This is a genomic window from Rhodoferax sp. GW822-FHT02A01 (assembly GCF_038784515.1).
GTDB lineage: Bacteria > Pseudomonadota > Gammaproteobacteria > Burkholderiales > Burkholderiaceae_C > Allorhodoferax.
Genome location: NZ_CP152376.1, coordinates 687936 through 707932, shown reverse-complemented (window position 1 = coordinate 707932; position 19997 = coordinate 687936). Strand labels below are relative to the sequence as shown.

The window sequence follows — 19997 nt, the reverse complement described above, 5'->3', positions numbered from 1 at the left end:
TGCGTGCCTTGTCGGCAGACGTCCCACCCGAACGGCTCCAGTCAGCCGGGGTTGAACATTTGACGCATCAGTACTTCTGCAGCAGATACGCGCTGACCTTGGGGGCCTCCTTGTCCAGCAAGGTATCCAGCCGCGAATTCAATACATAGAGGTCCCTGCCTACGATGGCGACGGATGTCGGGAATGCGTAGGCTGTCTTGCGCGCGGGCTGCAGCGTGGCAGATTTCCAGCCGTCTCTGGACACCAGTTCCACGACTTGGTTGCTGCCTGCACCTTCCACCAGGACCAGATGGTCCTTATCACGCAGTTGCATGCCGTCGGCGCCGTTCACCGCCTCGGGCAGGCTCACGCGCTGGATGTCTGCGCCGTTGCGGATACTGATGCGAAAGACTTCGCCGCTGTTGTACTTGTTGACCAGCAGATAGCCGTCCGGGTGGGCCACGATGCCATTGAGGTTGAAGCCCTCGCCCTTGAACAGGTCGCTTTGAGCAAAAACACTGGCCTGGCCCTTGGTATCCACACGGTAGATCACGGGTGCAAAGCTGTCGGTGATGTAGACATTGCCGGCGGCGTCCACCGCAAGGTCATTGGCCAGTTTGCCGCCTCCTGTCATCAGATTGCTCAGGTCATGGTAGGCGCGTCGCTCGCCGGTTGTGGCGTCGTAGGCGGCCACGGCTGCCAGCTTGTAGGCGGTTGCTTCGCTGCTGCGGATGGAGGTGCCCAGGTCACCGATGGCCACCCAGAGCAGGTTGTGCTGCAGATCCAGCGTGACGCCCAGGGTGGAAACCAGCTTCTCGTCTTGGATGAACGGTGTGTAGACGCCCTGCGGGGTGACCTTGCCAATGGTGCCCGTGTGCACCGAGCTTACAAAAAACACCTTTTGTGTGGGGTGCCAGGCCATCCCTTCAGGGTAGGACTGCTCCGCAGTGAAGGTGATGCCTTGCGCCGTCACACCATCGGCGTGGGCGATGCCGACGCCAAGCGCAGGCGCAGCAAGCAATGCGGCCAAGGCCAGACTGCGAACGAGTTGGGTTTTTGAAAATAGAGACATGGGGTGCTTTCGGTTCAAAGGGTTGGTGACGGGGTGGATTGTGTTTTTTAGCGATAACAACAACAATCACTTGAAAAGCTAAAGATCTTTGCGTTAGCTGCAAACTAAAAACTGCCACAGTTCCATGCTCGACAACATCCAGGCCTTTCTAGACGTCCATAAGGCGGGCACCTTTTCCGCGGCTGCCAAGCTGCACAACGTGGCTGTGTCGTCGGTATCACGGCAGATTGATGCACTGGAGCAGTCCCTGGGGGTGGCGTTGTTTCAGCGCAGCTCACGCAGGCTGTTGCTCACCGATGCGGGAGAGCAATTTCTGCCGCGAGCGCAGCTCATCGTCTCGGAAATGGTGGATGCCAAGGCCGCGCTGCTGGACGCGCAAGCCGAACCGCGTGGTCTGTTGACGGTCACCGCGCCCTCCATCTTCTGGCGCTTGCACATTGCACCCACTGTGGCCAGCTTCATGGACAAATACCCGCAGATTGACCTCGAACTGCAACTCAGCGACCACTGGGTGGACCTCACCGCGCAAAGGGCGGACGTGGCCATACGCATAGGTGCCTTGCCCGACAGCGACCTGGTTGCCACCCGACTGGCGCCCATGTTGCGCATTGCCTGTGCCAGTCCGCAGTACATCAAGCAGCACGGTCACCCAGCAAAGCCACAAGACCTGCTGCAGCACAACTGCCTGTGCGTGAATTCAACGCCATCGGGGTTGTGGAGCTTTCCAAACGTCAACCAGGGCAAGCCGCTGCCCGTGCAGGGGCGCATACGCAGCAACGACATTGACTCCCTGCTGGCAGCCGCGGTCGCCGGGCTGGGTGTGGCGCATCTGGCCAATTGGCTGGTCTACCCCAAGATTGCGTCAGGCGAGTTGGTGAACCTTTTCCCTGATTCGGTAGCCCTAGCTGCGGCTCAGGCAGCCACCAGCCAGGTACCGGCCATTCATGCCGTGCGGCTCAAGGGGCGGTCACACTCGGCCAAGGCGCAACTGTTCATCAACCACCTGAAACATGCGTTTGGTTCGCCGCCGTATTGGGATCAGGGGACATTGCCGGTACGTGCAAAGCGCGCTGGCTGAATACTTGACAGAAAGGATGGTCAATCCATGAAGTTTCGAATGTTTGCGCCAAGGGGTCCTGGACTTCGGCGCGCCAACTTTTGATCGCGAAGTCAAAGAACTTGCCACGGCGTGCCTGAAGTCAGGAGAGCCTTTGTACGCCGCGTCTTGCATTGGCATCGGCAAAGAGAGTCAAAAATGGAGCGAGGATGACATCAAGAGGCTCGAAATTGGCGTGGTGGGCGAAGCCGGATTCAACAGCCTGGCCATTTTTCGCTCGGGCATCATCGCCGGCAATGTGCACACGCCCACGGTGCTGGCATGGATGGGAAGACTCATTCCTGGCCCATTGGGGGCGATTGATCAGAGTGACATTGGCCGTGCTTTTGTCGGTGAATTTCTGCAGGGCAGCGGTGGGACGACGATTCTGGAAAATGCCCTCATGAAGCAGCGTTCTCGCGGCCTTTTGCAAGGCCAAATTGATACGGATTAATTCGGTATCGAGTGGTAGCTTCGCTTCGATGAATATGCGGCCGCCTGAGTGAACAGGCTACATCGCACATCTTCCATGGACCGAAGAAAAACTGGCTGCACGCGCGCCGCTTATGTAATAGGATGCCCGCAGGCGCGCTTGCCTACATTACGTTACGCAAATACTGTAAAGGAGAATTCCTATGAGCAGTTTGAAGATTGGCGCAAAACTCGGTCTGGCCTTCGGAGTCATCGTAGCGCTCACCATCAGCATGGGCCTCTTTGCTATATCACGTATAGCAGGCATGACCGGGACGATCGTGGATCTGGGCGAGAACGCCCTGCCGAGTGTAATGACCATTTATGAGGTCCGCACCAAGGTGAACGACTTGCGACGTCTTGAGGCCAATTCCATTCTTGCCGATGACAAAGAGCGCGCTTCACTGCGTCAGCGTATCGATGCCGCAAAGGCCGACGCACGCAAGAGTCTGAAAAGTTACGAGAGTCTGTTGAGTGATGCAGAGGATCGGCGACTCTATGAAGACGATGTTGTGAAAGTCGAAGCGTACTTTTCCATGTCGGCCAAGTTGCTGGCACTGCTGGACAAGGGTGAAGCAGGAGCAAAAGAGGCCACTGCGCTTCTGTTCGGTGAGTCGCGTGCCACATACAAACCCATCAGTGCGGCATTGGATGAACATGTCCAATACAACGTCAAGCTGGCAACGAACTCGGGCATCCAGGGCAAGGCGGCCGCTGACAGTGCGCGAATTGCCACCATCGGAGTGCTGGTGGCCGTTGTGATCATTGGCATTTTGCTGGGTGTCACAGCGACCCGAATGATCGTGGGACCTGTGAACTTGGCCGCGCAGGCGGCAGCGGCTGTCGCATCCGGTGATTTGACCAAAACCATTGAAGCGGATGGTCAAGATGAAATTGCACAATTGCTCAAGAGCATTCAATCCATGCAACAGAGCTTGACCAAAACTGTTTCTGCGGTGCGTCGGGGCTCTGAGAGCGTTTCAACCGCCAGCGCGGAAATCGCCCAAGGCAATCAAGATCTCTCAAGCCGGACCGAAAGCCAGGCCAGCGCATTGGAAGAGACAGCTGCCTCCATGGAGGAGCTTTCCTCTACGGTCAAACAAAATGCAGACAATGCCCGCACAGCCAATCAGCTTGCGCAGAGTGCATCTACCGTGGCCGTGCAGGGGGGCGAGGTTGTCGGCAAGGTGGTGGAAACCATGAAGGGCATCAACGACTCCTCACGCAAGATTGCCGACATCATCAGTGTGATCGACGGCATAGCGTTTCAGACCAATATATTGGCTTTGAACGCAGCCGTAGAAGCGGCACGTGCGGGCGAGCAGGGGCGTGGTTTTGCAGTGGTTGCTTCCGAAGTGCGGTCCTTGGCAGGTCGAAGTGCGGATGCCGCCAAGGAAATCAAGAGTCTGATCGGCGCCAGCGTAGAGCGGGTGGAGCAAGGTACCGCCTTGGTGGACAGGGCCGGTGAAACCATGGTTGAAGTGGTGGCCTCCATCCGGCGCGTTACGGACATCATGGGCGAAATAAGTGCCGCCAGTAGCGAGCAATCTCAAGGAGTCAGCCAGGTGGGAGAGGCCGTCACGCAAATGGACCAGGCTACGCAACAAAATGCAGCACTCGTCGAAGAGATGGCCGCCGCCGCTTCCAGTCTCAGGAGTCAGGCGCAAGACCTGGTTCGAGTGGTTTCTACTTTCAAGCTCCGCGCCGATGAAGATGGCGCCCAACTTTCATTGGCATCGCCCGTCTTCGGATAGATTTTGGGAGCGGACAATGACCACGGAACCCGAAGACGATGAAGCCAGGATACTTGCAATGCTCTTGCAATGCTCTTGCAATTTCGTGACTCTTTGACCGAAATGTCCCTCATGCTGAAAGACTATCAGGCGAATTTGGATGTCATGCGGCAAGGCCCTGCCATCAAGACCTCCTCCCTGTACGTGGAGTCGGTTCGCCGACATGCGGTCACGGTGCACGAGCGCAAGGCCGTGATGCCCACAACGGACAATGAACCGAATCACAACTGAGTCGTGTTGCACCTCGTGCACAAAACTGGAGACACACCATGACACGCGTACGCGTTGAAGCTTTCACCATTTCGCTGGATGGATACGGAGCAGGACCAGATCAGGACATTGACCATCCACTCGGCGTTGGCGGGACGGAGCTGCACCAGTGGCTTTTTCCCACACGAACCTCCCAGCGGGCACTGTTTGGCAAGGATGACGGTACGACAGGCGTTGACGACGACTTCGCTGCCCGCAGCTTCCAGAATGTCGGGGCCTGGATTCTGGGGCGCAACATGTTCGGCCCTGTTCGGGGGAGCTGGCCGGACGATAGCTGGAAAGGCTGGTGGGGAGACAACCCGCCGTACCACGTCCCCGTCTTTGTTCTGACCCACCATGCACGTGCCTCCATAACGATGGAAGGTGGCACCACGTTCCACTTCGTGACCGGTGGCATTCACGAGGCGCTGGATCGCGCACGTGCGGCCGCTGGTGAAAAGGATGTGCGCATTGGCGGCGGGGCTAGCACCATACGACAGTACCTGCGCGAAGGACTCATCGACGAATTGCACATTGCCATCTCGCCCGTACTGCTGGGCCGCGGCGAGTCGCTGTTCCAGGGGCTGGATTTGCGAACCTTGGGATACGAATGCGTTCAATCCGTGGCGACCGAAAAGGCCACGCATGTGGTCCTGCGACGCAAGATGCAAACGGGTGGCTAGATCGCCGCGTCCCAACGCCTGAACACTACGCTGGCGTTGACACCGCCAAAACCAAAACCATTGGATAGGGCGTACTCCATGTCCAGGGCGCGCGCATGCCTTCCCACAATGTCTAGGCCATGGGTCACCGGATCGGCATCGTGCAGATTGCGGTTGGGTGGGGCTATCTTGTGCCGCAGCGCCAGCACCGTGAAGATGGCCTCGACTGCGCCCGCAGCGCCCAATAGATGCCCGGTTGCCGCCTTGGTAGCACTGATGGCAGGGCTATGCTCGGCAAATACGGCGCGAAAAGCAGCCGCTTCCGCAGCATCCCCCATGGGAGTGGATGTGGCGTGTGCGTTCACGTGTTGTACCTGGCTGGGCGCAATGCCCGCCTGTTGAAGGGCCCAGCGCATGGCCCGCGCTGCGCCATTGCCGTCATCCGGTCCAGACGTGATGTGGTACGCATCCGAGCTGGTGCCGTAGCCCACAAGCTCTGCCAACGGCTGGGCTCTGCGCTGCAGGGCATGCTCCAGGGATTCAATGACCAGCACCCCTGCACCTTCACCCACTACAAATCCGTCACGCGCCTTATCAAAGGGACGGGACGCTTCGGTCGGTGTTTCGTTATAGGCGGTGGACAGCGCACGCGCCGCAGAAAAGCCGGCCTGCGTCACCAGGTGAATGGCCGCTTCGGTGCCGCCGCATACGGCAACGTCGGCTTCGCCGCTGCGTATCAGCCGTGCACCATCGCCCAAGGACTGCACACTCGCTGCACAGGCTGTCACCGGGGCACCCAAAGGGCCTTTGAACCCGTGCTGGATGGACACATGGGCTGCAGCCATGTTGGCCAGAAAGGACGGCACGGTAAAAGGGGACAAGCGCTTGGGGCCGCGTGTGTCACTGGTGCGGACCGCATCGGCAATGGCCGGGAAACCGCCTATGCCAGAGGCAATGATGGTTGCCGTGCGCTCTTGCGCGTGCAGCGAGTCGGGGCGCCAGTCCGCCTGCACCAATGCCTGCTCCGCTGCGGCCAGTGCCAGCACGATGAAGCGGTCCACCTTTTTCTGGTTCTTGGCGCTGACCACTTTTTCGCTATCCAGGCCCAGCTGCGGATCGTCCTGGATTGAGGGAACGCGTGCCCCTACCTGCGCATCGAGCCCCAGACAAAATTCCTGCGGCAGTCGCTGCAGACCACTTGCACCGGAGAGCAGACGCTGCCAAACCGGTTCAACGCCGCAGCCCAAAGGGGTCACCAAGCCCATGCCGGTCACGACGACCCGTGTGCGATTGTTCATTGTGTTTCCTATTTATGTACCGAATGGTATTTAATGGGGGATTGTTGCACAAAGCCATCGGCGTCCCGCGGGACGCGACAATGGCCTGAAAATCACCGGAACCTCATATGGAGAAAGCACATGGCACTGGGGCGCCCTCGCGCGTTTGACAAGGAAGTGACGCTGGAAAAAGTTGTAGATGTGTTTTGGACACATGGATACGAAGGCAGTTCAATGGCAGCGCTCACCGCTGCAACGGGCTTGAGCAAACCATCGCTGTATGCGGCCTTTGGCGACAAGGAGCAATTGTTCAAGACGGCATTTGCCCGCTACCGCGCGCGTCAATCGGAATTCGCCAACAAGGCACTCGCCCATCCCCAGGTGCTTGCTGGGGTGGAAGCGCTTCTGATGGGCCTGGTAGACAGACAGACCCAGGCGGATAAGCCGCACGGCTGTCTGATGGTGCACGGAAACCTAGTGGGAACGCCCGAAAGCAGGCAAGTCCGCGAGGAGCTGCAGCTGCACCGCCGCGCGGTGGTGAGCAAGCTGCGTGAGCGATTGCGCAAGGCGCAGGCGGAAGGCGACTTTCCAGCGGACGTCAATGCTGCGGACTTTGCACTGTTCATCACCACGCTGATCCAGGGCCTGGCGGTACAGGCCGCAGGCGGCGCCTCGCGAAAGGCCCTGCACCGCGTTGTCACACTGAGCCTGCAAGCCTGGCCCAGCGGGGACTGATTGCTAGATGTTTTTCTTGCCCGCCAGCAGCTTGGCCTTGTCCGACGGGCTGTAGTGGTCGAAGTGGCCTTGCGCTGCAGCCACACGGCGGTGTGCCATGCGGATGGCTTCTATCTTGCCCGCAGGCGATATGCGCGAGACGCACTTCTCCAGCGCGCTGCTCTGGCATTGCGGGCACACGGGCGTGTCGCCATGGCGCACCAGGGTTTCAAAGTCGTGGCCGCAGGCGGGGCAGTGGAAGTCAAACAGTGGCATGGGTCGCTCCGGAAGATGCAAGTGGTGTGGCGCAGCGTTCGGTGGGGGAGGCACAGCCTTCGCCCGTTGACGTTGCAGGGTTCGTGCCAAGTCCGACCCAGGCGTGGACTGCCGCGGTATCGAAACCGACATGGCGTGTCTGGTCGTCCGCGCGCTGCATCAGCGGCCTGCGGATCAGCAGGGGCTCTTGCAGCAACAGTTGCAGCGCCTGCTCCCGATCGAGCTGGTCCGGCTGCACCTCACCGCTCTTGACGCGCGGCGCTGCGCGGTTGAACCAGTCCGCGACCGCGAGTGGCGCCAGAAACTCCAGCAGTGTCTCCGCCGTCCAGTGCGCGGTCAGCAGATTGCGCCGCTCCAGGGTATGGCCGGCATCTTCCAGCGCACGGCGCTGCCGTGCATTGCCGCCGCAACCGGGTTTTTCAAAAAAGAGAATGTGTGTCATGGAACCGCCAAAGCATGTGAAAGGTCCAGCAGCGCAACCGTCTGCTCGGTAACGGCTTGCCGGGTGGCAGGCTGCAAACGGTCCAGCCAACGCCTGGGCAACTGCGATGCGCCGCAGCGTGCACCGGCCAGCATGCCCAGCAGTGCGCCGGTGGTGTCGGCATCGTCGCCCTGGTTGACGGTGGCAACCATGGCCGTCTCGAAGTCCGCGTGCAGCGTCAGAAAGTGCAGCACGGTCTGCACCGTATCCACCACATAGGCAGTGGCGCGCTCGCGGTAGGGTGTAAAGCGGAATACCTCGTTCTCGGCGATCCACTTTTCTGTCCAAAGCTGGCACACGCTGTGGTCCGCGCCACGCAGCAGGGTACGCAGCAGCCAGCCCAGGCCCAGCGTTGCAGAGTCCGAGAACGGATGGTGGTGGGTCAGCCGCGCCTGCGCCATGGACAGGCGCTCAAACGCGGATTCGCTGTGCAGCGTGGCCAGCACGGTGGGCAGGTTGCGCATGAGTGCGCCATTGCCGCCGTCACCGGGGTTGTAGGGGCCTTGCAGCGTGCCTTCGCGCAAATAGCGCTGTATGCCCCGGCGGCAGGTGTTGCCGCAGTCCACCGGTTTGGATTTGAGCCAACGTCCATAAGCGTCACCAATGCTGCGCACCAGCGCGTCATCGCCCTGCATCAATCCTTGCAGGGCCGCGTTGCCACCTTGCAGCAAGGCCTCGCCCAGGGCCAGGCTCATGGTGGTGTCGTCAGTCACTTGACCCGCAGCCAGCTTGAGCCAGCCGCCGCCAATGATGTCGCGGTGCACGCCGTACAGCTGCACGATCTCGCGTGGCCGCATGAATTCCACCGTGGCACCCAGCGCGTCGCCAATGGCAAAACCCAGGTAGGCGCCCAGGGCGCGGTCGGCCAGATCAGGCATAGCGCGCCATCACTTCGTAGTCGCCACCCAGGGCCAGCACTTCCTGCTCGCCCTGCAGCACCTGGCCGGGCAATAGTTCGGGGAACACCAGTACCTTCACGATGGGCACCTGCACTTCCAGCACCCAGTCGCCAAAGCACGAGGCATCTTCCTGCGACAGGCTGAACGACACCAGGTTGTTCAGGCGCACGGTGCAGCGGCGGTTCTGCAGTCGCCCGGCCACCACCTGTTCCTCGCACTGGTTGCTGCCGCGCCAGAGGCGCAGGTGCTGTGCGTTGGTGCCGTCCTGCTGCTGGATGCGGCGAAGGGCCCACTGGCAATACGTGTAGAGCAGGTCGAGCTGCTGGTGGATATTGTTGTTGTTGTAGCGGCTGGCTGCCTTCTCCTGCAGGTAGACCACCCAGGCCGGGGAGGGAAAGCGCAGCAGCGGCTGCTTGTGAAAGCTGGGTACCAGGCCAAAGCGGCTCTCCACCCAACCCTTGAGCACGGCGCCTGCCGGGCCGTTGGAGTCCATGCCCCAGCCCTGCAGCAACTTGCGCCAGCTGCTGCGCCAGCGGCGTTGTTCGGCCGCACCCATGGCCTGTGCTTCGTGGGCTTCGGGTTTGCGCAGTCCAAAGGCCAAGGTCAGGTAGTGCACAAACATGTCATGGGCCTCGTTCAGGTCGCGGCTGCTGTCGAGTAGATGAAACAGGGCGGTATGGGCCTCATAGGTGCCGGCAATCGCGAGTGCTGTGGGGTGCGCATTGAAGTCGGTGCTGGCCAGCACCCGCGCTGGCACGCCCACCAGGTTGGAGGCGTACCAGCGGTGGGGCAGGTCCGTGTCATCGTCGTACGCCACGGCAGGCCGGGCAGCGCCTCAGACCGGGCGGTTTTCGTTGGGGTTGCGCACCGGGCCCATCAGCTCCAGGCCTTCTGCGTAGGTGATGGTGTCAAACGTGATGTCGAACTTGAGCGCGGCGTCGGCAATGGCGTCGAGCTTGCCCGCGGTGTCCTTCTTCTTCAGGTCGTTCTTTTCCAGGTAGAACAGGTCCAGCAGCTCGTTGTAGACGGTGGACTCGTCGATGGGCAGCACATAGAACAGGGCGCCCTTGTATGGCACCTGGTACTTCTTGGACAGGTCGATGTTGTTGCAGAACAGAAAGTACTTGCCACCGGCGCTCAAGGAGTCGCCCAGTGTTTCGGCCACGTCCTTGAGGTATTCAAAGCTCAGCAGGTAGCCGGCAAAGAAGGGCAGGTGTTTCTCGCCCACATTGGCAATGGCCATGGCCTGTGCGCACAGCAGTTCGGGCGGACGCGCTTCGTCGGCCAGCTTGGGGGCAAAGCGCAGCGCCAGTTCACCGCGAAAACCCACGCGACCGGGTTTGCTGGTGGCGGCCTTGAGCAGGGGGTTGAGCAGGCGACCTTCATTTTCCAGAGGAGCGAGCGCGGTGTCGTCAGTGGGTTTGAGGGCGAGGGTTGCGGTCATGAAGAGTCCTTGGTTGTGGTTGCGATGGTTGCGGGATGGGGGCCGGTGTTTCGCATCCAGTCGGCCGTCTTGAAAAAGGAAGTCATCAGCGTCTGGTGCAGGCCAGGGTCCGCACCGATGTCCGTCAGGGCGGCGTCCATGCAGGCCAGCCAGGCGTCGCGTTCGGCCACGCCAATGGCAAAGCCGCCATGGCGCATGCGCAAGCGCGGATGGCCATGGCGCTCGCTGTAGGTCTGCGGGCCACCCAGCCACTCGCACAGGTAGCGCACGAGTACCGTCTTGGTCGAAGTCAAGTCATGCGCATGCATGGCACGTATGCCGCGCGCGTCGCTACGTGCGTCCATATGCCGGTAGAAGGCATCCACCAGTTTCACCACGACGGCTTCCCCGCCCAACAGGTCGAAGTGCCTGGAAGTCGGCTGTGCGGCGGTGATGGGCTGGGGATTCATGCCGCTATATCAGCAATGACCGTACCAACCCGCAAATGCAATACAGCACCCTGCAAACCCTACACAAATGGCGCCCCGCGTCGTGCGCCAACGGAATATTTGCGACATCCAAACCCGTTTTGTAGGGAAATGAACAAAGCCGGGTTGATGGATGTCATGGCCCTCGAAAAACACGTTTTTCCCTCTGAAGAAGTGGTTTGAAAGGGCGTTTGCAATGCGCTTGAAAAGCATGGCACGGAAGGTGCAATGAGGGGACTGCGCGGACAAAAGTCCGGCCGAACCGTGACCCCAATAACAAGACTTACAGGCACGTCAGGCTGACATGGTCGCGGCTACGCAACCTTGTTTTACAACCTTACTGAATGGAGTATGAAATGGCTAAACTTCGGCAAATCGCCTTCTACGGCAAAGGCGGCATCGGCAAATCAACCACCTCTCAAAACACCCTGGCCGCACTGAGCGACCTGGGCCAGAAGATTCTCATCGTCGGCTGCGACCCCAAAGCCGACTCCACCCGTCTGATCTTGCACGCAAAGGCCCAGGACACCATTCTGTCCCTGGCTGCAGAAGCCGGTTCCGTGGAGGACCTGGAGCTCGAAGACGTGATGAAGATCGGCTACAAGGACATCCGCTGCGTGGAGTCCGGCGGTCCTGAGCCAGGCGTGGGATGCGCCGGCCGCGGCGTGATCACCTCGATCAACTTCCTCGAAGAAAACGGTGCCTATGACGGCGTGGACTATGTGTCCTATGACGTGCTGGGTGACGTGGTGTGCGGCGGCTTTGCCATGCCCATCCGTGAAAACAAGGCGCAGGAAATCTACATCGTCATGTCCGGCGAAATGATGGCCATGTACGCTGCCAACAACATCTCCAAAGGCATCTTGAAGTACGCCAACTCCGGCGGCGTGCGTCTGGGTGGCCTGGTCTGCAACGAGCGCCAGACCGACAAGGAACTGGAACTGGCCGAAGCACTGGCCGGCATGCTGGGCTCCAGGCTGATCCATTTCGTGCCACGCGACAACATCGTGCAACACGCCGAACTGCGCCGCATGACCGTGATCGAGTACGCACCCGACTCCAAGCAGGCCGGTGAGTACCGCACGCTGGCACAGAAGGTTCACAACAATGCGGGCAACGGCACCATCCCCACCCCCATCACCATGGACCAACTGGAAGACATGCTGATGGAGTTCGGAATCATGAAGACCATCGACGAGTCCGAAGTCGGCAAGAAGGCTGCTGAGCTGGCGGCCTGAACAGAAGCACCCCCGTTGCTTGCTCACCGCGTGTAGCCGCCTCCCCCCTCAAGGGGGCGCTCCCTGCGGACTGGCAAAGCCAGATCCGCGGGGCCCCTGAAGGGGGCGCGCGTGAACGCAGCGCAGTGTGTATAGCAACCCATTCATTTTTTACTGGAGTTTCCACATGACCGCCACCGTTGAAGAGCGCAAGGCCAGCAACAAGGCCCTGATTGATGAAGTGCTGAAGGCCTATCCCGAAAAGATGGCCAAGCGCCGTGCCAAGCACCTGGGTACGTTTGAAGAGGGCAAGCCCGATTGCGGCGTGAAGTCCAACATCAAGTCCTTGCCTGGTGTGATGACCATTCGCGGTTGCGCCTACGCTGGCTCCAAGGGCGTGGTGTGGGGACCGATCAAGGACATGGTGCACATCAGCCATGGCCCCGTGGGCTGCGGCCAATACAGTTGGGCGGCTCGCCGCAACTATTACATCGGTACCACCGGTATCGACACCTTTGTGACCATGCAGTTCACCTCCGACTTCCAGGAGAAGGACATTGTGTTCGGTGGTGACAAGAAGCTCGACAAGATCATCGACGAGATCCAGGACCTGTTCCCCTTGAACAAGGGCATCTCCATCCAGTCCGAGTGCCCCATCGGTCTGATTGGTGACGACATCGAAGCCGTCTCCAAGAAGAAGAGCAAGGAATACGAAGGCAAGACCATTGTGCCGGTGCGTTGCGAGGGTTTTCGCGGCGTGAGCCAGTCGCTGGGTCACCACCTGGCCAACGACGCTATCCGTGACTGGGTGTTTGACCGTACCGATCCCAACAAGCGCCCCGAGTTTGTTTCCACCCCCTATGACGTGGCCATCATCGGTGACTACAACATCGGTGGCGATGCATGGTCCAGCCGCATCCTGTTGGAAGAAATGGGCTTGCGCGTCATCGCCCAGTGGTCCGGTGACGGCACTATTGCCGAAATCGAGAACACGCCCAAGGCCAAGCTCAACGTGCTGCACTGCTACCGCTCGATGAACTACATCAGCCGCCACATGGAAGAAAAGTATGGCGTGCCATGGGTCGAATACAACTTCTTCGGCCCCACCATGATCGAGAAGAGCCTGCGCGAAATCGCCAGCCACTTTGACGACACCATCAAGGCCAAGGCCGAAGAAGTGATCGCCAAGTACAAGCCTCTGATGCAGGCCGTGATCGACAAGTTCAAGCCCCGTCTGGAAGGCAAGACCGTGATGCTGTACATCGGTGGCCTGCGCCCCCGTCACGTCATCGGCGCTTACGAGGACCTGGGCATGGTCGTGGTCGGTACCGGCTACGAGTTCGGCCACAACGACGACTACCAGCGCACCACCCACTACATCAAGGACGCCACGCTGATCTATGACGACGTGACCGGCTACGAGTTTGAACACTTCGTCGACAAGGTCAAGCCCGACCTGGTGGGCTCCGGCATCAAGGAAAAGTATGTGTTCCAGAAGATGGGCGTTCCTTTCCGCCAGATGCACAGCTGGGACTATTCCGGCCCCTACCACGGCTACGACGGCTTTGCCATCTTCGCCCGTGACATGGACATGGCGATCAGCTCGCCCATCTGGGGACTGACCAAGGCCCCTTGGAAGTCCTGATCCGCATACCACCGATTCACTTATCTATTGGAGCCAGCCATGTCTCAATCTGCTGACAAAGTCATTGACCACGAAATGCTGTTTCGTGAGCCCGAGTACCAGAAGATGCTCGCCGACAAGAAGGAGTTCGAATTCAACCACTCCGATGACAAGATCAAGTCTGTCGTCGAGTGGACCAAGACCGAGGACTACAAGCAAAAAAACTTTGCCCGTGATTCCCTCACTGTGAACCCGGCCAAGGCCTGCCAGCCGCTGGGCGCCGTGTACGTGGCCAACGGCTTTGCCAAGACCCTGAGTTTTGTGCACGGCAGCCAGGGCTGCGTGGCCTATTACCGCTCGCACTTCTCGCGCCATTTCAAGGAACCCACCTCCTGCGTGTCATCGTCCATGACGGAAGATGCAGCCGTGTTCGGTGGCCTCAACAACATGGTCGACGGCCTGGCCAACGCCTACAGCCTGTACAAGCCCGACATGATTGCCGTCTCCACCACCTGCATGGCCGAAGTCATTGGCGACGACGTGGACGCCTTCATCAAGACCAGCAAGCAAAAGGGCAGCATTCCCGAAGAGTTCGACGTGCCCTTTGCCCACACCCCCGCTTTTGTGGGCAGCCACATCACCGGTTACGACAATGCGCTTCTGGGTGTGCTGCGCCACTTCTGGGACGGCAAGGCCAAGACCACCGAACCGCTGGTGCGCGTGCCCGATGACAGCATCAACTTCATTGGTGGCTTTGACGGCTTCGTCGTCGGCAACATGAAGGAAATCCGCCGCATATTCGATCTGTTTGGGGTCAAGGTCAACATCATCTGCGACCCGTCCGGCAACTGGAACACACCGACCGATGGCGAGTTCCGCATGTACGCCGGTGGCACGACCAAGGAAGAAGTGATTGCCGCCCTGCACGCCAAGGCAACCATCGTGTTCCAGGAATACTGCTGCGAAAAGACCAGCAAGTTCATCGCCGAGCACGGCCAGGAAGTCGTGGTGCTCAACGCCCCCATGGGTGTGGCTGGCACCGATAAGTTCCTCATGGAAATCTCGCGCCTGACCGGCAAGCCCATTCCGGCCCAGCTGGAAAAGGAACGCGGCGAACTGGTGGACGCCATGGCAGACAGCCAGGCCCACTTGCACGGCAAGCGCTATGCCCTGTATGGCGACCCCGACCAGATGCTGGGTTATGCAGCCTTCCTGATGGAGCTCGGTGCAGAACCGTCCCATGTGCTGTCCACCAATGGCACCGAAACCTGGGCAGACAAGATGCAGGCGCTGTTTGACTCCTCGCCCTACGGTGCGGGCTGCAAGGCCTACCCCAAGCGCGACCTGTGGCATCTGCGTTCCCTGCTGTTCACTGAGCCGGTGGACTTCATGATCGGCAACACCTACGGCAAGTTCCTGGAACGTGACACCAAGACACCGCTGGTGCGCATGGTGTTCCCGATCTTCGATCGCCACCACTACCACCGCTACGCCACCTGGGGCTATGACGGCGCGATGCGCGTTCTGGTGATGTTGCTCGACGAGTTCTTTGAAGCACTCGATGGCAACACCATGGAAATCGCAAAGACCGACTACTCCTACGACATCATTCGCTGAGGCACTGCATCCGCCTACTGCGCGGGCCGATCTTGCGTTTGCAGTCCTCGCCGTACGGGTGTACGGCTGTGGGCTTCAACGCAACCTCGACCCGCTCGCTACGGCGGCTGCAGCACCTCAGTCAACTCGCTGCGGCTCGCTTCGCTTCGCCACGGCTTGTTGACTGATAACTGCTTTGAACTATCGAGAAACATATGGCCAACGTAACTTTCAGCTCGCCGCGCCTGAAGAAAGATGTCACGGTCTATGCCGTGGCAGGTGACACCAAGACCTTGCTGGCTACGGCCAAGGCCCACAATATTCCGTTGGACTCGGAGTGCGAGAACGGCGAATGCGGTTCCTGCCAGGTGCGGGTTTCCGTGCTGTCGGGCAACACGCCTATCGGTGTGGCGCTGACGGAAAAAGAGAAGACAGTTCTGAAGCTGGCCGGCAAGATCACGGCGCAGCAAATCAGTGACGCCGAAACCAAGGACTTGCCGCCACCCTGGCGCCTGGCTTGCCAGATGGTGGTGCGTGATGAAGACATCGTCGTGAATTTCTGAGAGCGCATTGCGCAACGGAGGCTTTTCCATGGGCACTACCTTTATCAGGACGACATCGGACGGACGCAAGGTGGAAGTCATAGACGGCTGGATCTGCCTGAACGGTGTGCGCGAAGCCGACAGCCTGATCCCCATGGAGGAGCACCCCAACCGCCAGGCCATTGCCCGGGCCGTACCGGGTGCCACGCATGCAGGCGGGCGTTTGCCCTTTACCTTGGCTGAAGCGGCCGCGGTGCAGGGGGCCTTGTCCGAAGCGCAGCGCCAGTTTGATGCCAGCCCGGCGGGCATCACCCAGAGACTGCGCCACGCGGTCTGGGCCAAGGCCCATGCGGATGGCGTGGAGTAGGCCGTGATCTACGTCATAGAGCTTCCCGCCAAGGGCTATCCACAGGCCTGGTTCGCCTATGACAAGCAGGACTTTGCCAACAAGATGCAAACCCTGGGCAGCCCGGAGCGTGAGCGCTATGTGTACTGGGACGAGGCCGAGGCCATCGCAGCTTTTGAAGGACGGGACCCGCTCATTGCCGACAAGTCCATGTGGCGCGCGCGCCATGCGCTACATGAGCAACTGGTGGCTCTCGATGTGCTGACGGACGATTGAGCCGGGGGCTGACATGCTGACGCGCATGCAATACGACATCCTCAAGGGCAGCGCCCACAGCATGGCGGTGTTGCTGACCCATATGCAGAGCGAAGTGGAGCTGTTTGCCAGTCCCAACACGCTGGAGCGGGTGGAGAGTTATCTGCTGGTGATGGCCCAGACGCTGGCGCATCTGCCCCAACCCTTGCGGGATCGCCTGGTGCAGGTGGACTGGCACGGCTGGGCCTGCCTGCAGAAGTTGCTGGAAGAGGACGGCCAGCCGCGCCGTGCGGAGGTCTGGTATGGCATCCAGTCGCTGGTGCCGGCCACGCTGGAGCTGATTGCCAAGTTGCGCAAGCAGGAACCGGTGTGGTTTGAGATCGGGTTTTGAACAAGGAACACCATGAACAGCGTTGAAGAATTTCTGGCCCACACCATCCAGCTGGAGAGCGAGGCTGCATTGCGTTTCGGTCAACTGGCCGATGCCATGATGACCGCCGGCAACCGGGATGTCGGCAAGCTGTTCCGGCGTCTGGCGGACTACTCCCTGCTGCATCTGGGCGATGCGCGTGCGCGTTCGGGCTATCGCGATCTGCCGGTGCTGCAGAGCAGTGACTTCCGCTGGCCCGATATCGAGAGCCCGGAAGCCGCAGCTATCTGGGCGGCGGACCCGTTCATCGGCATCGAGCAGGCGCTGCAGGTGGCGCTGGACGCCGAAACGGCTGGCCTCAACTTCTACAGCAGCGTGCTGGAGGCCACACAGGACCCGGAGATCCGCGTATTAGCCAAGGAATTTGTGGATGAGGAGGCCGAGCACGTGGCTGAACTCAAGCGCTGGATTCAGTTGCATCTGGCGGGTGCCAGACTACCCACGCAGGATTGAAGTGAGGGCGGGAGAGCCCGCCTAGGAGTCCTTCTTCTTCACGTTGGCGAAGATGTCCAGCATGTCTTCGGTTTCGGGAGTCAGCGGCTGCTTGGTGGTGTCTGGGAAACCGCCTATCAGGCTGTCCTGGAAGGCTACCGAGTCTTCCCATTCGGCCCAGTCCGACTCCTGTACTTCGCCAACGGGAATCGGCTCCAGAGGATCAATGATCTTCTTGGGAGCTTTGCGAAAAAAGTCCATACACCACCTCCGATCCAGCGTTTTTGGAGTGTCGCCACTCTTTTAGTCTGGAGCGATGATAGCGTGCATGCCCAAAGTGTTGAAACGCCTGTCCGGCAGGCCCTGGCAGTATGTGGTCTTGTCAGTCTCCTTGGGCCTTGAATAAGGGGGCTGGGGCGGTGAGCACGGATTCCTCGAAATCCTGCACAAATACCGAGTCCCGCCAATGCTGCCAGCCTTCTTCACCTTCAAATTCGATGACCTCACACTCCGGGTTTGGTGATGGTGCCTCTTCATTCTGAATACTCAGGTTCAGCACCCGAAGGTGTGTTTCCGGCTTCAGAGGTTTGTCGATCGAATGGTTCATAGGGCTCACCGTTGAATCAGTCCGGTCCCTGGTCAGGTATTGGCTTGCGGACCCGGAGCCTGCATCGCTGATTCAAACTCGGCCCAGGCGGACTCGCTGTTGAGTTCTTCCGCGACCGGTGCCGGAATGGCTCGTATGAATTTGCGGCGTTCGGCCCATAACGGCTCAGGGTTCGCGACTTGGGGGGGCGTGACGGGCGCAGCGGCAACGCCTGCTCGCGGGGTGGCCTTCCCGTTTGCAAAAAATGGCCAGCGTCCTGTCATGTTTCGACTCCCTGGGTTACTGACGGCCAATGTTCCGATGTGGAGTGAATGGGATATTTTCCCATTTATCACAAGGATATACGCATTTGCGAAGGTCTGCATTCGACCAAAGTACTAAAAGCACGGATTTCGTTGATGCAGTGCAATATTGCGCAGTCGGACCCGCTGTTCAGCGGCTTGTGTCGCATTGCCTTCAAACCCGCCAAAGAGCAGGTCTCTGCGCCCACAAAACCACCAATAAAAGCCGATTTTGGCTGGCACCCAAATTGCGATGGATGGATCAACCACCCTGCAAGGAGTTGTCCATGTCCGTATCGCTCAAAGCCAAGATTGCCGAAGTGTTCGAAGAACCGGGCTGCGACAAGAACCAGGGCAAGAGCGAGAAAGAACGCAAGAAGGGCTGCACCAAGCAGCTCAACCCCGGCGCAGCGGCTGGCGGCTGCGCCTTTGATGGCGCCAAGATCGCATTGCAACCGATTGCCGATGTGGCGCACCTGGTCCACGGCCCGATTGCCTGCGAAGGCAACTCCTGGGACAACCGGCACAGCGCGTCCTCGCACTCGCAGATCTACCGCTCCGGCTTTACCACCGACATCAACGAGTTGGATGTGATTTATGGTGGCGAGAAGCGCCTGTTCAAGTCCATCCGCGAGATCCTGGAAAAGTACGACCCACCCGCCATCTTTGTCTACCAGACCTGCGTCACCGCCTTGGTGGGGGATGACATTGAGGCGGTGTGCCAGCGTGCCAGCGAAAAGTTCGGCAAGCCGGTCATCCCGGTCAACGCGCCGGGCTTCGCCGGCCCCAAGAACCTGGGCAACAAGCTGGGCGCAGAGGCGCTGCTGGACTATGTGATCGGCACGGTGGAGCCGGAGTTCACCACGCCTTATGACATCAACATCATTGGCGAATACAACCTGGTGGGCGAGCTGTGGCAGGTCAAGCCCTTGCTGGACGCGCTGGGCATACGGGTGCTGTCCTGCATCTCGGGTGATGGCCGCTACAACGAAGTGGCCAGCGCCCACCGCGCCAAGGTCAACATGATGGTGTGCTCCAAGTCCATGATCAATATCGCCACCAAGATGGAGCAGCGCTGGGGCATTCCGTATTTCGAGGGCTCGTTCTACGGCATTGGCGACATGAGCGATACGCTGCGTCAGATTGCCAAACTGCTGGTGCAGCAGGGTGCGCCGGACGATTTGCTGGAGCGTACCGAGCGCCTGATCGAGGTGGAAGAGGCGCGCGCCTGGAAGCGCATTGCGCACTACAAACAACGCCTGGCGGGCAAGCGCGTGCTGCTGATCACCGGTGGGGTGAAGTCCTGGTCGGTGGTGGCGGCGCTGCAAGAGGGCGGCATGGAGATCGTCGGCACCAGCATCAAGAAGAGCACCAAGGAAGACAAGGAAAAGATCAAGGAGATCATGGGCGACGACGCCCACATGATCGACGACATGACCCCGCGCGAGATGTACGCCATGCTGCGCGATGCACGTGCCGACATCATGCTCTCGGGTGGACGCTCGCAGTTCGTGGCGCTCAAGGCGCGCATGCCCTGGCTGGACATCAACCAGGAGCGCTACTACCCCTATGGCGGCTACGAAGGCATGGTGGAGCTGGTCAAGCAGATCGACCGCGCCCTGTTCAACCCGGTGTGGCAGCAAGTGCGCATTGCCGCGCCCTGGGGTGACGATGGTGAGACGCTGGGTGCGGTGCAACCGGCAGCCAAACCGCTGGATTTCCTGGCGACAGCTGCAGCCAGATCGCTGGGGCTGGAGCCCGAAGAAGTGCCCGTCTGACCCAACCCA

Annotated in this window: 26 protein-coding genes; 15 read left to right on the top strand and 11 right to left on the bottom strand. The window is 60.0% G+C overall.

The window, feature by feature from the left end; translation table 11 throughout:
- Window positions 1-67 precede the first annotated feature (67 nt).
- The gene (locus AAGF34_RS03370) at window positions 68-1051 is read right to left on the bottom strand and encodes a hypothetical protein (protein WP_342619219.1); all 984 of its coding nucleotides are present in this window, start codon (window positions 1049-1051) and stop codon (window positions 68-70) included.
- Window positions 1052-1175: 124 nt separating this feature from the next.
- On the opposite strand from AAGF34_RS03370, the gene AAGF34_RS03365 reads away from it, so the two are divergent.
- The 5 genes from AAGF34_RS03365 (at window position 1176) to AAGF34_RS03345 (ending at window position 5343) form a co-directional block, all read left to right on the top strand.
- Window positions 1176-2129 (top strand): LysR family transcriptional regulator, encoded by a 954-nt coding sequence (locus tag AAGF34_RS03365; RefSeq protein WP_342619218.1) that lies wholly within the window; start codon window positions 1176-1178, stop codon window positions 2127-2129.
- Between the two features lie 214 nt (window positions 2130-2343).
- Window positions 2344-2601, top strand: coding sequence for a hypothetical protein (locus AAGF34_RS03360; RefSeq protein ID WP_342619217.1), 258 nt, complete (start codon window positions 2344-2346; stop codon window positions 2599-2601).
- Between the two features lie 181 nt (window positions 2602-2782).
- Entirely contained in the window at window positions 2783-4372 is a 1590-nt protein-coding gene (locus AAGF34_RS03355; protein WP_342619216.1) for a methyl-accepting chemotaxis protein, read from the top strand.
- 111 nt (window positions 4373-4483) lie between these two features.
- Window positions 4484-4642 carry a hypothetical protein gene (locus tag AAGF34_RS03350; protein WP_342619215.1) on the top strand — a complete coding sequence of 53 codons (159 nt, stop codon included), beginning with the start codon at window positions 4484-4486 and terminating at the stop codon, window positions 4640-4642.
- 38 nt (window positions 4643-4680) lie between these two features.
- Window positions 4681-5343: a dihydrofolate reductase family protein gene (locus AAGF34_RS03345; protein WP_342619214.1), complete on the top strand. Its 663-nt coding sequence runs from the start codon at window positions 4681-4683 to the stop codon at window positions 5341-5343.
- Here the strand turns inward: AAGF34_RS03345 and fabF are convergent.
- On the bottom strand, window positions 5340-6620 hold the full coding sequence (fabF, locus tag AAGF34_RS03340; RefSeq protein ID WP_342619213.1) for a beta-ketoacyl-ACP synthase II: 1281 nt from the start codon (window positions 6618-6620) through the stop codon (window positions 5340-5342). The two genes, AAGF34_RS03345 and fabF, sit on opposite strands and share 4 nt — an antisense overlap.
- 120 nt (window positions 6621-6740) lie before the next feature.
- On the opposite strand from fabF, the gene AAGF34_RS03335 reads away from it, so the two are divergent.
- Window positions 6741-7334 carry a TetR/AcrR family transcriptional regulator gene (locus tag AAGF34_RS03335; RefSeq protein ID WP_342619212.1) on the top strand — a complete coding sequence of 198 codons (594 nt, stop codon included), beginning with the start codon at window positions 6741-6743 and terminating at the stop codon, window positions 7332-7334.
- Window positions 7335-7337: 3 nt separating this feature from the next.
- On the opposite strand, the gene AAGF34_RS03330 is transcribed toward AAGF34_RS03335, so the two are convergent.
- From AAGF34_RS03330 to AAGF34_RS03305, 6 genes are read right to left on the bottom strand one after another with little or no spacing between them, the layout of a single operon-like run.
- Entirely contained in the window at window positions 7338-7589 is a 252-nt protein-coding gene (locus AAGF34_RS03330) for a zinc ribbon domain-containing protein (RefSeq protein WP_342619211.1), read from the bottom strand.
- Window positions 7576-8031 carry an ArsC/Spx/MgsR family protein gene (locus AAGF34_RS03325; protein ID WP_342619210.1) on the bottom strand — a complete coding sequence of 152 codons (456 nt, stop codon included), beginning with the start codon at window positions 8029-8031 and terminating at the stop codon, window positions 7576-7578. The genes AAGF34_RS03330 and AAGF34_RS03325 overlap by 14 nt, the downstream gene beginning before the upstream one ends.
- Window positions 8028-8948 (bottom strand): ADP-ribosyl-[dinitrogen reductase] hydrolase, encoded by a 921-nt coding sequence (draG, locus tag AAGF34_RS03320; protein ID WP_342619209.1) that lies wholly within the window; start codon window positions 8946-8948, stop codon window positions 8028-8030. The genes AAGF34_RS03325 and draG overlap by 4 nt, the downstream gene beginning before the upstream one ends.
- A complete protein-coding gene (locus tag AAGF34_RS03315; protein ID WP_342619208.1) occupies window positions 8941-9786 on the bottom strand; it encodes an NAD(+)--dinitrogen-reductase ADP-D-ribosyltransferase in 846 nt (281 codons plus the stop codon). The genes draG and AAGF34_RS03315 overlap by 8 nt, the downstream gene beginning before the upstream one ends.
- Before the next feature lie 18 nt (window positions 9787-9804).
- Window positions 9805-10413 carry a hypothetical protein gene (locus tag AAGF34_RS03310; protein WP_342619207.1) on the bottom strand — a complete coding sequence of 203 codons (609 nt, stop codon included), beginning with the start codon at window positions 10411-10413 and terminating at the stop codon, window positions 9805-9807.
- Window positions 10410-10862, bottom strand: a complete 453-nt coding sequence (locus tag AAGF34_RS03305) for a group II truncated hemoglobin (protein WP_342619206.1) — start codon at window positions 10860-10862, stop codon at window positions 10410-10412. The genes AAGF34_RS03310 and AAGF34_RS03305 overlap by 4 nt, the downstream gene beginning before the upstream one ends.
- 374 nt (window positions 10863-11236) lie before the next feature.
- Between AAGF34_RS03305 and nifH the strand changes: the two genes are divergently transcribed.
- The 8 genes from nifH (at window position 11237) to AAGF34_RS03265 (ending at window position 17343) form a co-directional block, all read left to right on the top strand.
- Window positions 11237-12118 (top strand): nitrogenase iron protein, encoded by an 882-nt coding sequence (gene nifH, locus AAGF34_RS03300; RefSeq protein ID WP_342619205.1) that lies wholly within the window; start codon window positions 11237-11239, stop codon window positions 12116-12118.
- A 166-nt stretch (window positions 12119-12284) separates the two neighbouring features.
- Complete coding sequence (gene nifD, locus AAGF34_RS03295; protein WP_342619204.1) at window positions 12285-13742, top strand: nitrogenase molybdenum-iron protein alpha chain; 1458 nt, start codon at window positions 12285-12287, stop codon at window positions 13740-13742.
- Window positions 13743-13781: 39 nt separating this feature from the next.
- Window positions 13782-15338, top strand: coding sequence for a nitrogenase molybdenum-iron protein subunit beta (gene nifK / locus AAGF34_RS03290; protein WP_342619203.1), 1557 nt, complete (start codon window positions 13782-13784; stop codon window positions 15336-15338).
- 194 nt (window positions 15339-15532) lie between these two features.
- The gene (locus AAGF34_RS03285; RefSeq protein WP_342619202.1) at window positions 15533-15880 is read left to right on the top strand and encodes a 2Fe-2S iron-sulfur cluster-binding protein; all 348 of its coding nucleotides are present in this window, start codon (window positions 15533-15535) and stop codon (window positions 15878-15880) included.
- A gap of 28 nt (window positions 15881-15908) precedes the next feature.
- Window positions 15909-16226, top strand: a complete 318-nt coding sequence (locus tag AAGF34_RS03280) for a hypothetical protein (RefSeq protein ID WP_342619201.1) — start codon at window positions 15909-15911, stop codon at window positions 16224-16226.
- A gap of 3 nt (window positions 16227-16229) precedes the next feature.
- On the top strand, window positions 16230-16481 hold the full coding sequence (locus tag AAGF34_RS03275; protein WP_342619200.1) for a hypothetical protein: 252 nt from the start codon (window positions 16230-16232) through the stop codon (window positions 16479-16481).
- Window positions 16482-16506: 25 nt separating this feature from the next.
- A complete protein-coding gene (locus AAGF34_RS03270; protein ID WP_342619199.1) occupies window positions 16507-16851 on the top strand; it encodes a hypothetical protein in 345 nt (114 codons plus the stop codon).
- 12 nt (window positions 16852-16863) lie between these two features.
- Window positions 16864-17343: a ferritin family protein gene (locus tag AAGF34_RS03265; RefSeq protein ID WP_342619198.1), complete on the top strand. Its 480-nt coding sequence runs from the start codon at window positions 16864-16866 to the stop codon at window positions 17341-17343.
- A 21-nt stretch (window positions 17344-17364) separates the two neighbouring features.
- Here AAGF34_RS03265 and AAGF34_RS03260 read toward each other — a convergent pair whose 3' ends face one another.
- From AAGF34_RS03260 to AAGF34_RS03250, 3 genes are all read right to left on the bottom strand, one after another.
- Entirely contained in the window at window positions 17365-17583 is a 219-nt protein-coding gene (locus AAGF34_RS03260; protein WP_342619197.1) for a hypothetical protein, read from the bottom strand.
- 121 nt (window positions 17584-17704) lie between these two features.
- A complete protein-coding gene (locus tag AAGF34_RS03255; RefSeq protein ID WP_342619196.1) occupies window positions 17705-17929 on the bottom strand; it encodes a hypothetical protein in 225 nt (74 codons plus the stop codon).
- Window positions 17930-17961: 32 nt separating this feature from the next.
- Entirely contained in the window at window positions 17962-18192 is a 231-nt protein-coding gene (locus AAGF34_RS03250; protein WP_342619195.1) for a hypothetical protein, read from the bottom strand.
- A 305-nt stretch (window positions 18193-18497) separates the two neighbouring features.
- Here AAGF34_RS03250 and nifE point away from each other — a divergent pair, with 305 nt between their 5' ends.
- Window positions 18498-19988, top strand: a complete 1491-nt coding sequence (nifE, locus tag AAGF34_RS03245) for a nitrogenase iron-molybdenum cofactor biosynthesis protein NifE (protein WP_342619194.1) — start codon at window positions 18498-18500, stop codon at window positions 19986-19988.
- Window positions 19989-19997: the final 9 nt, after the last annotated feature.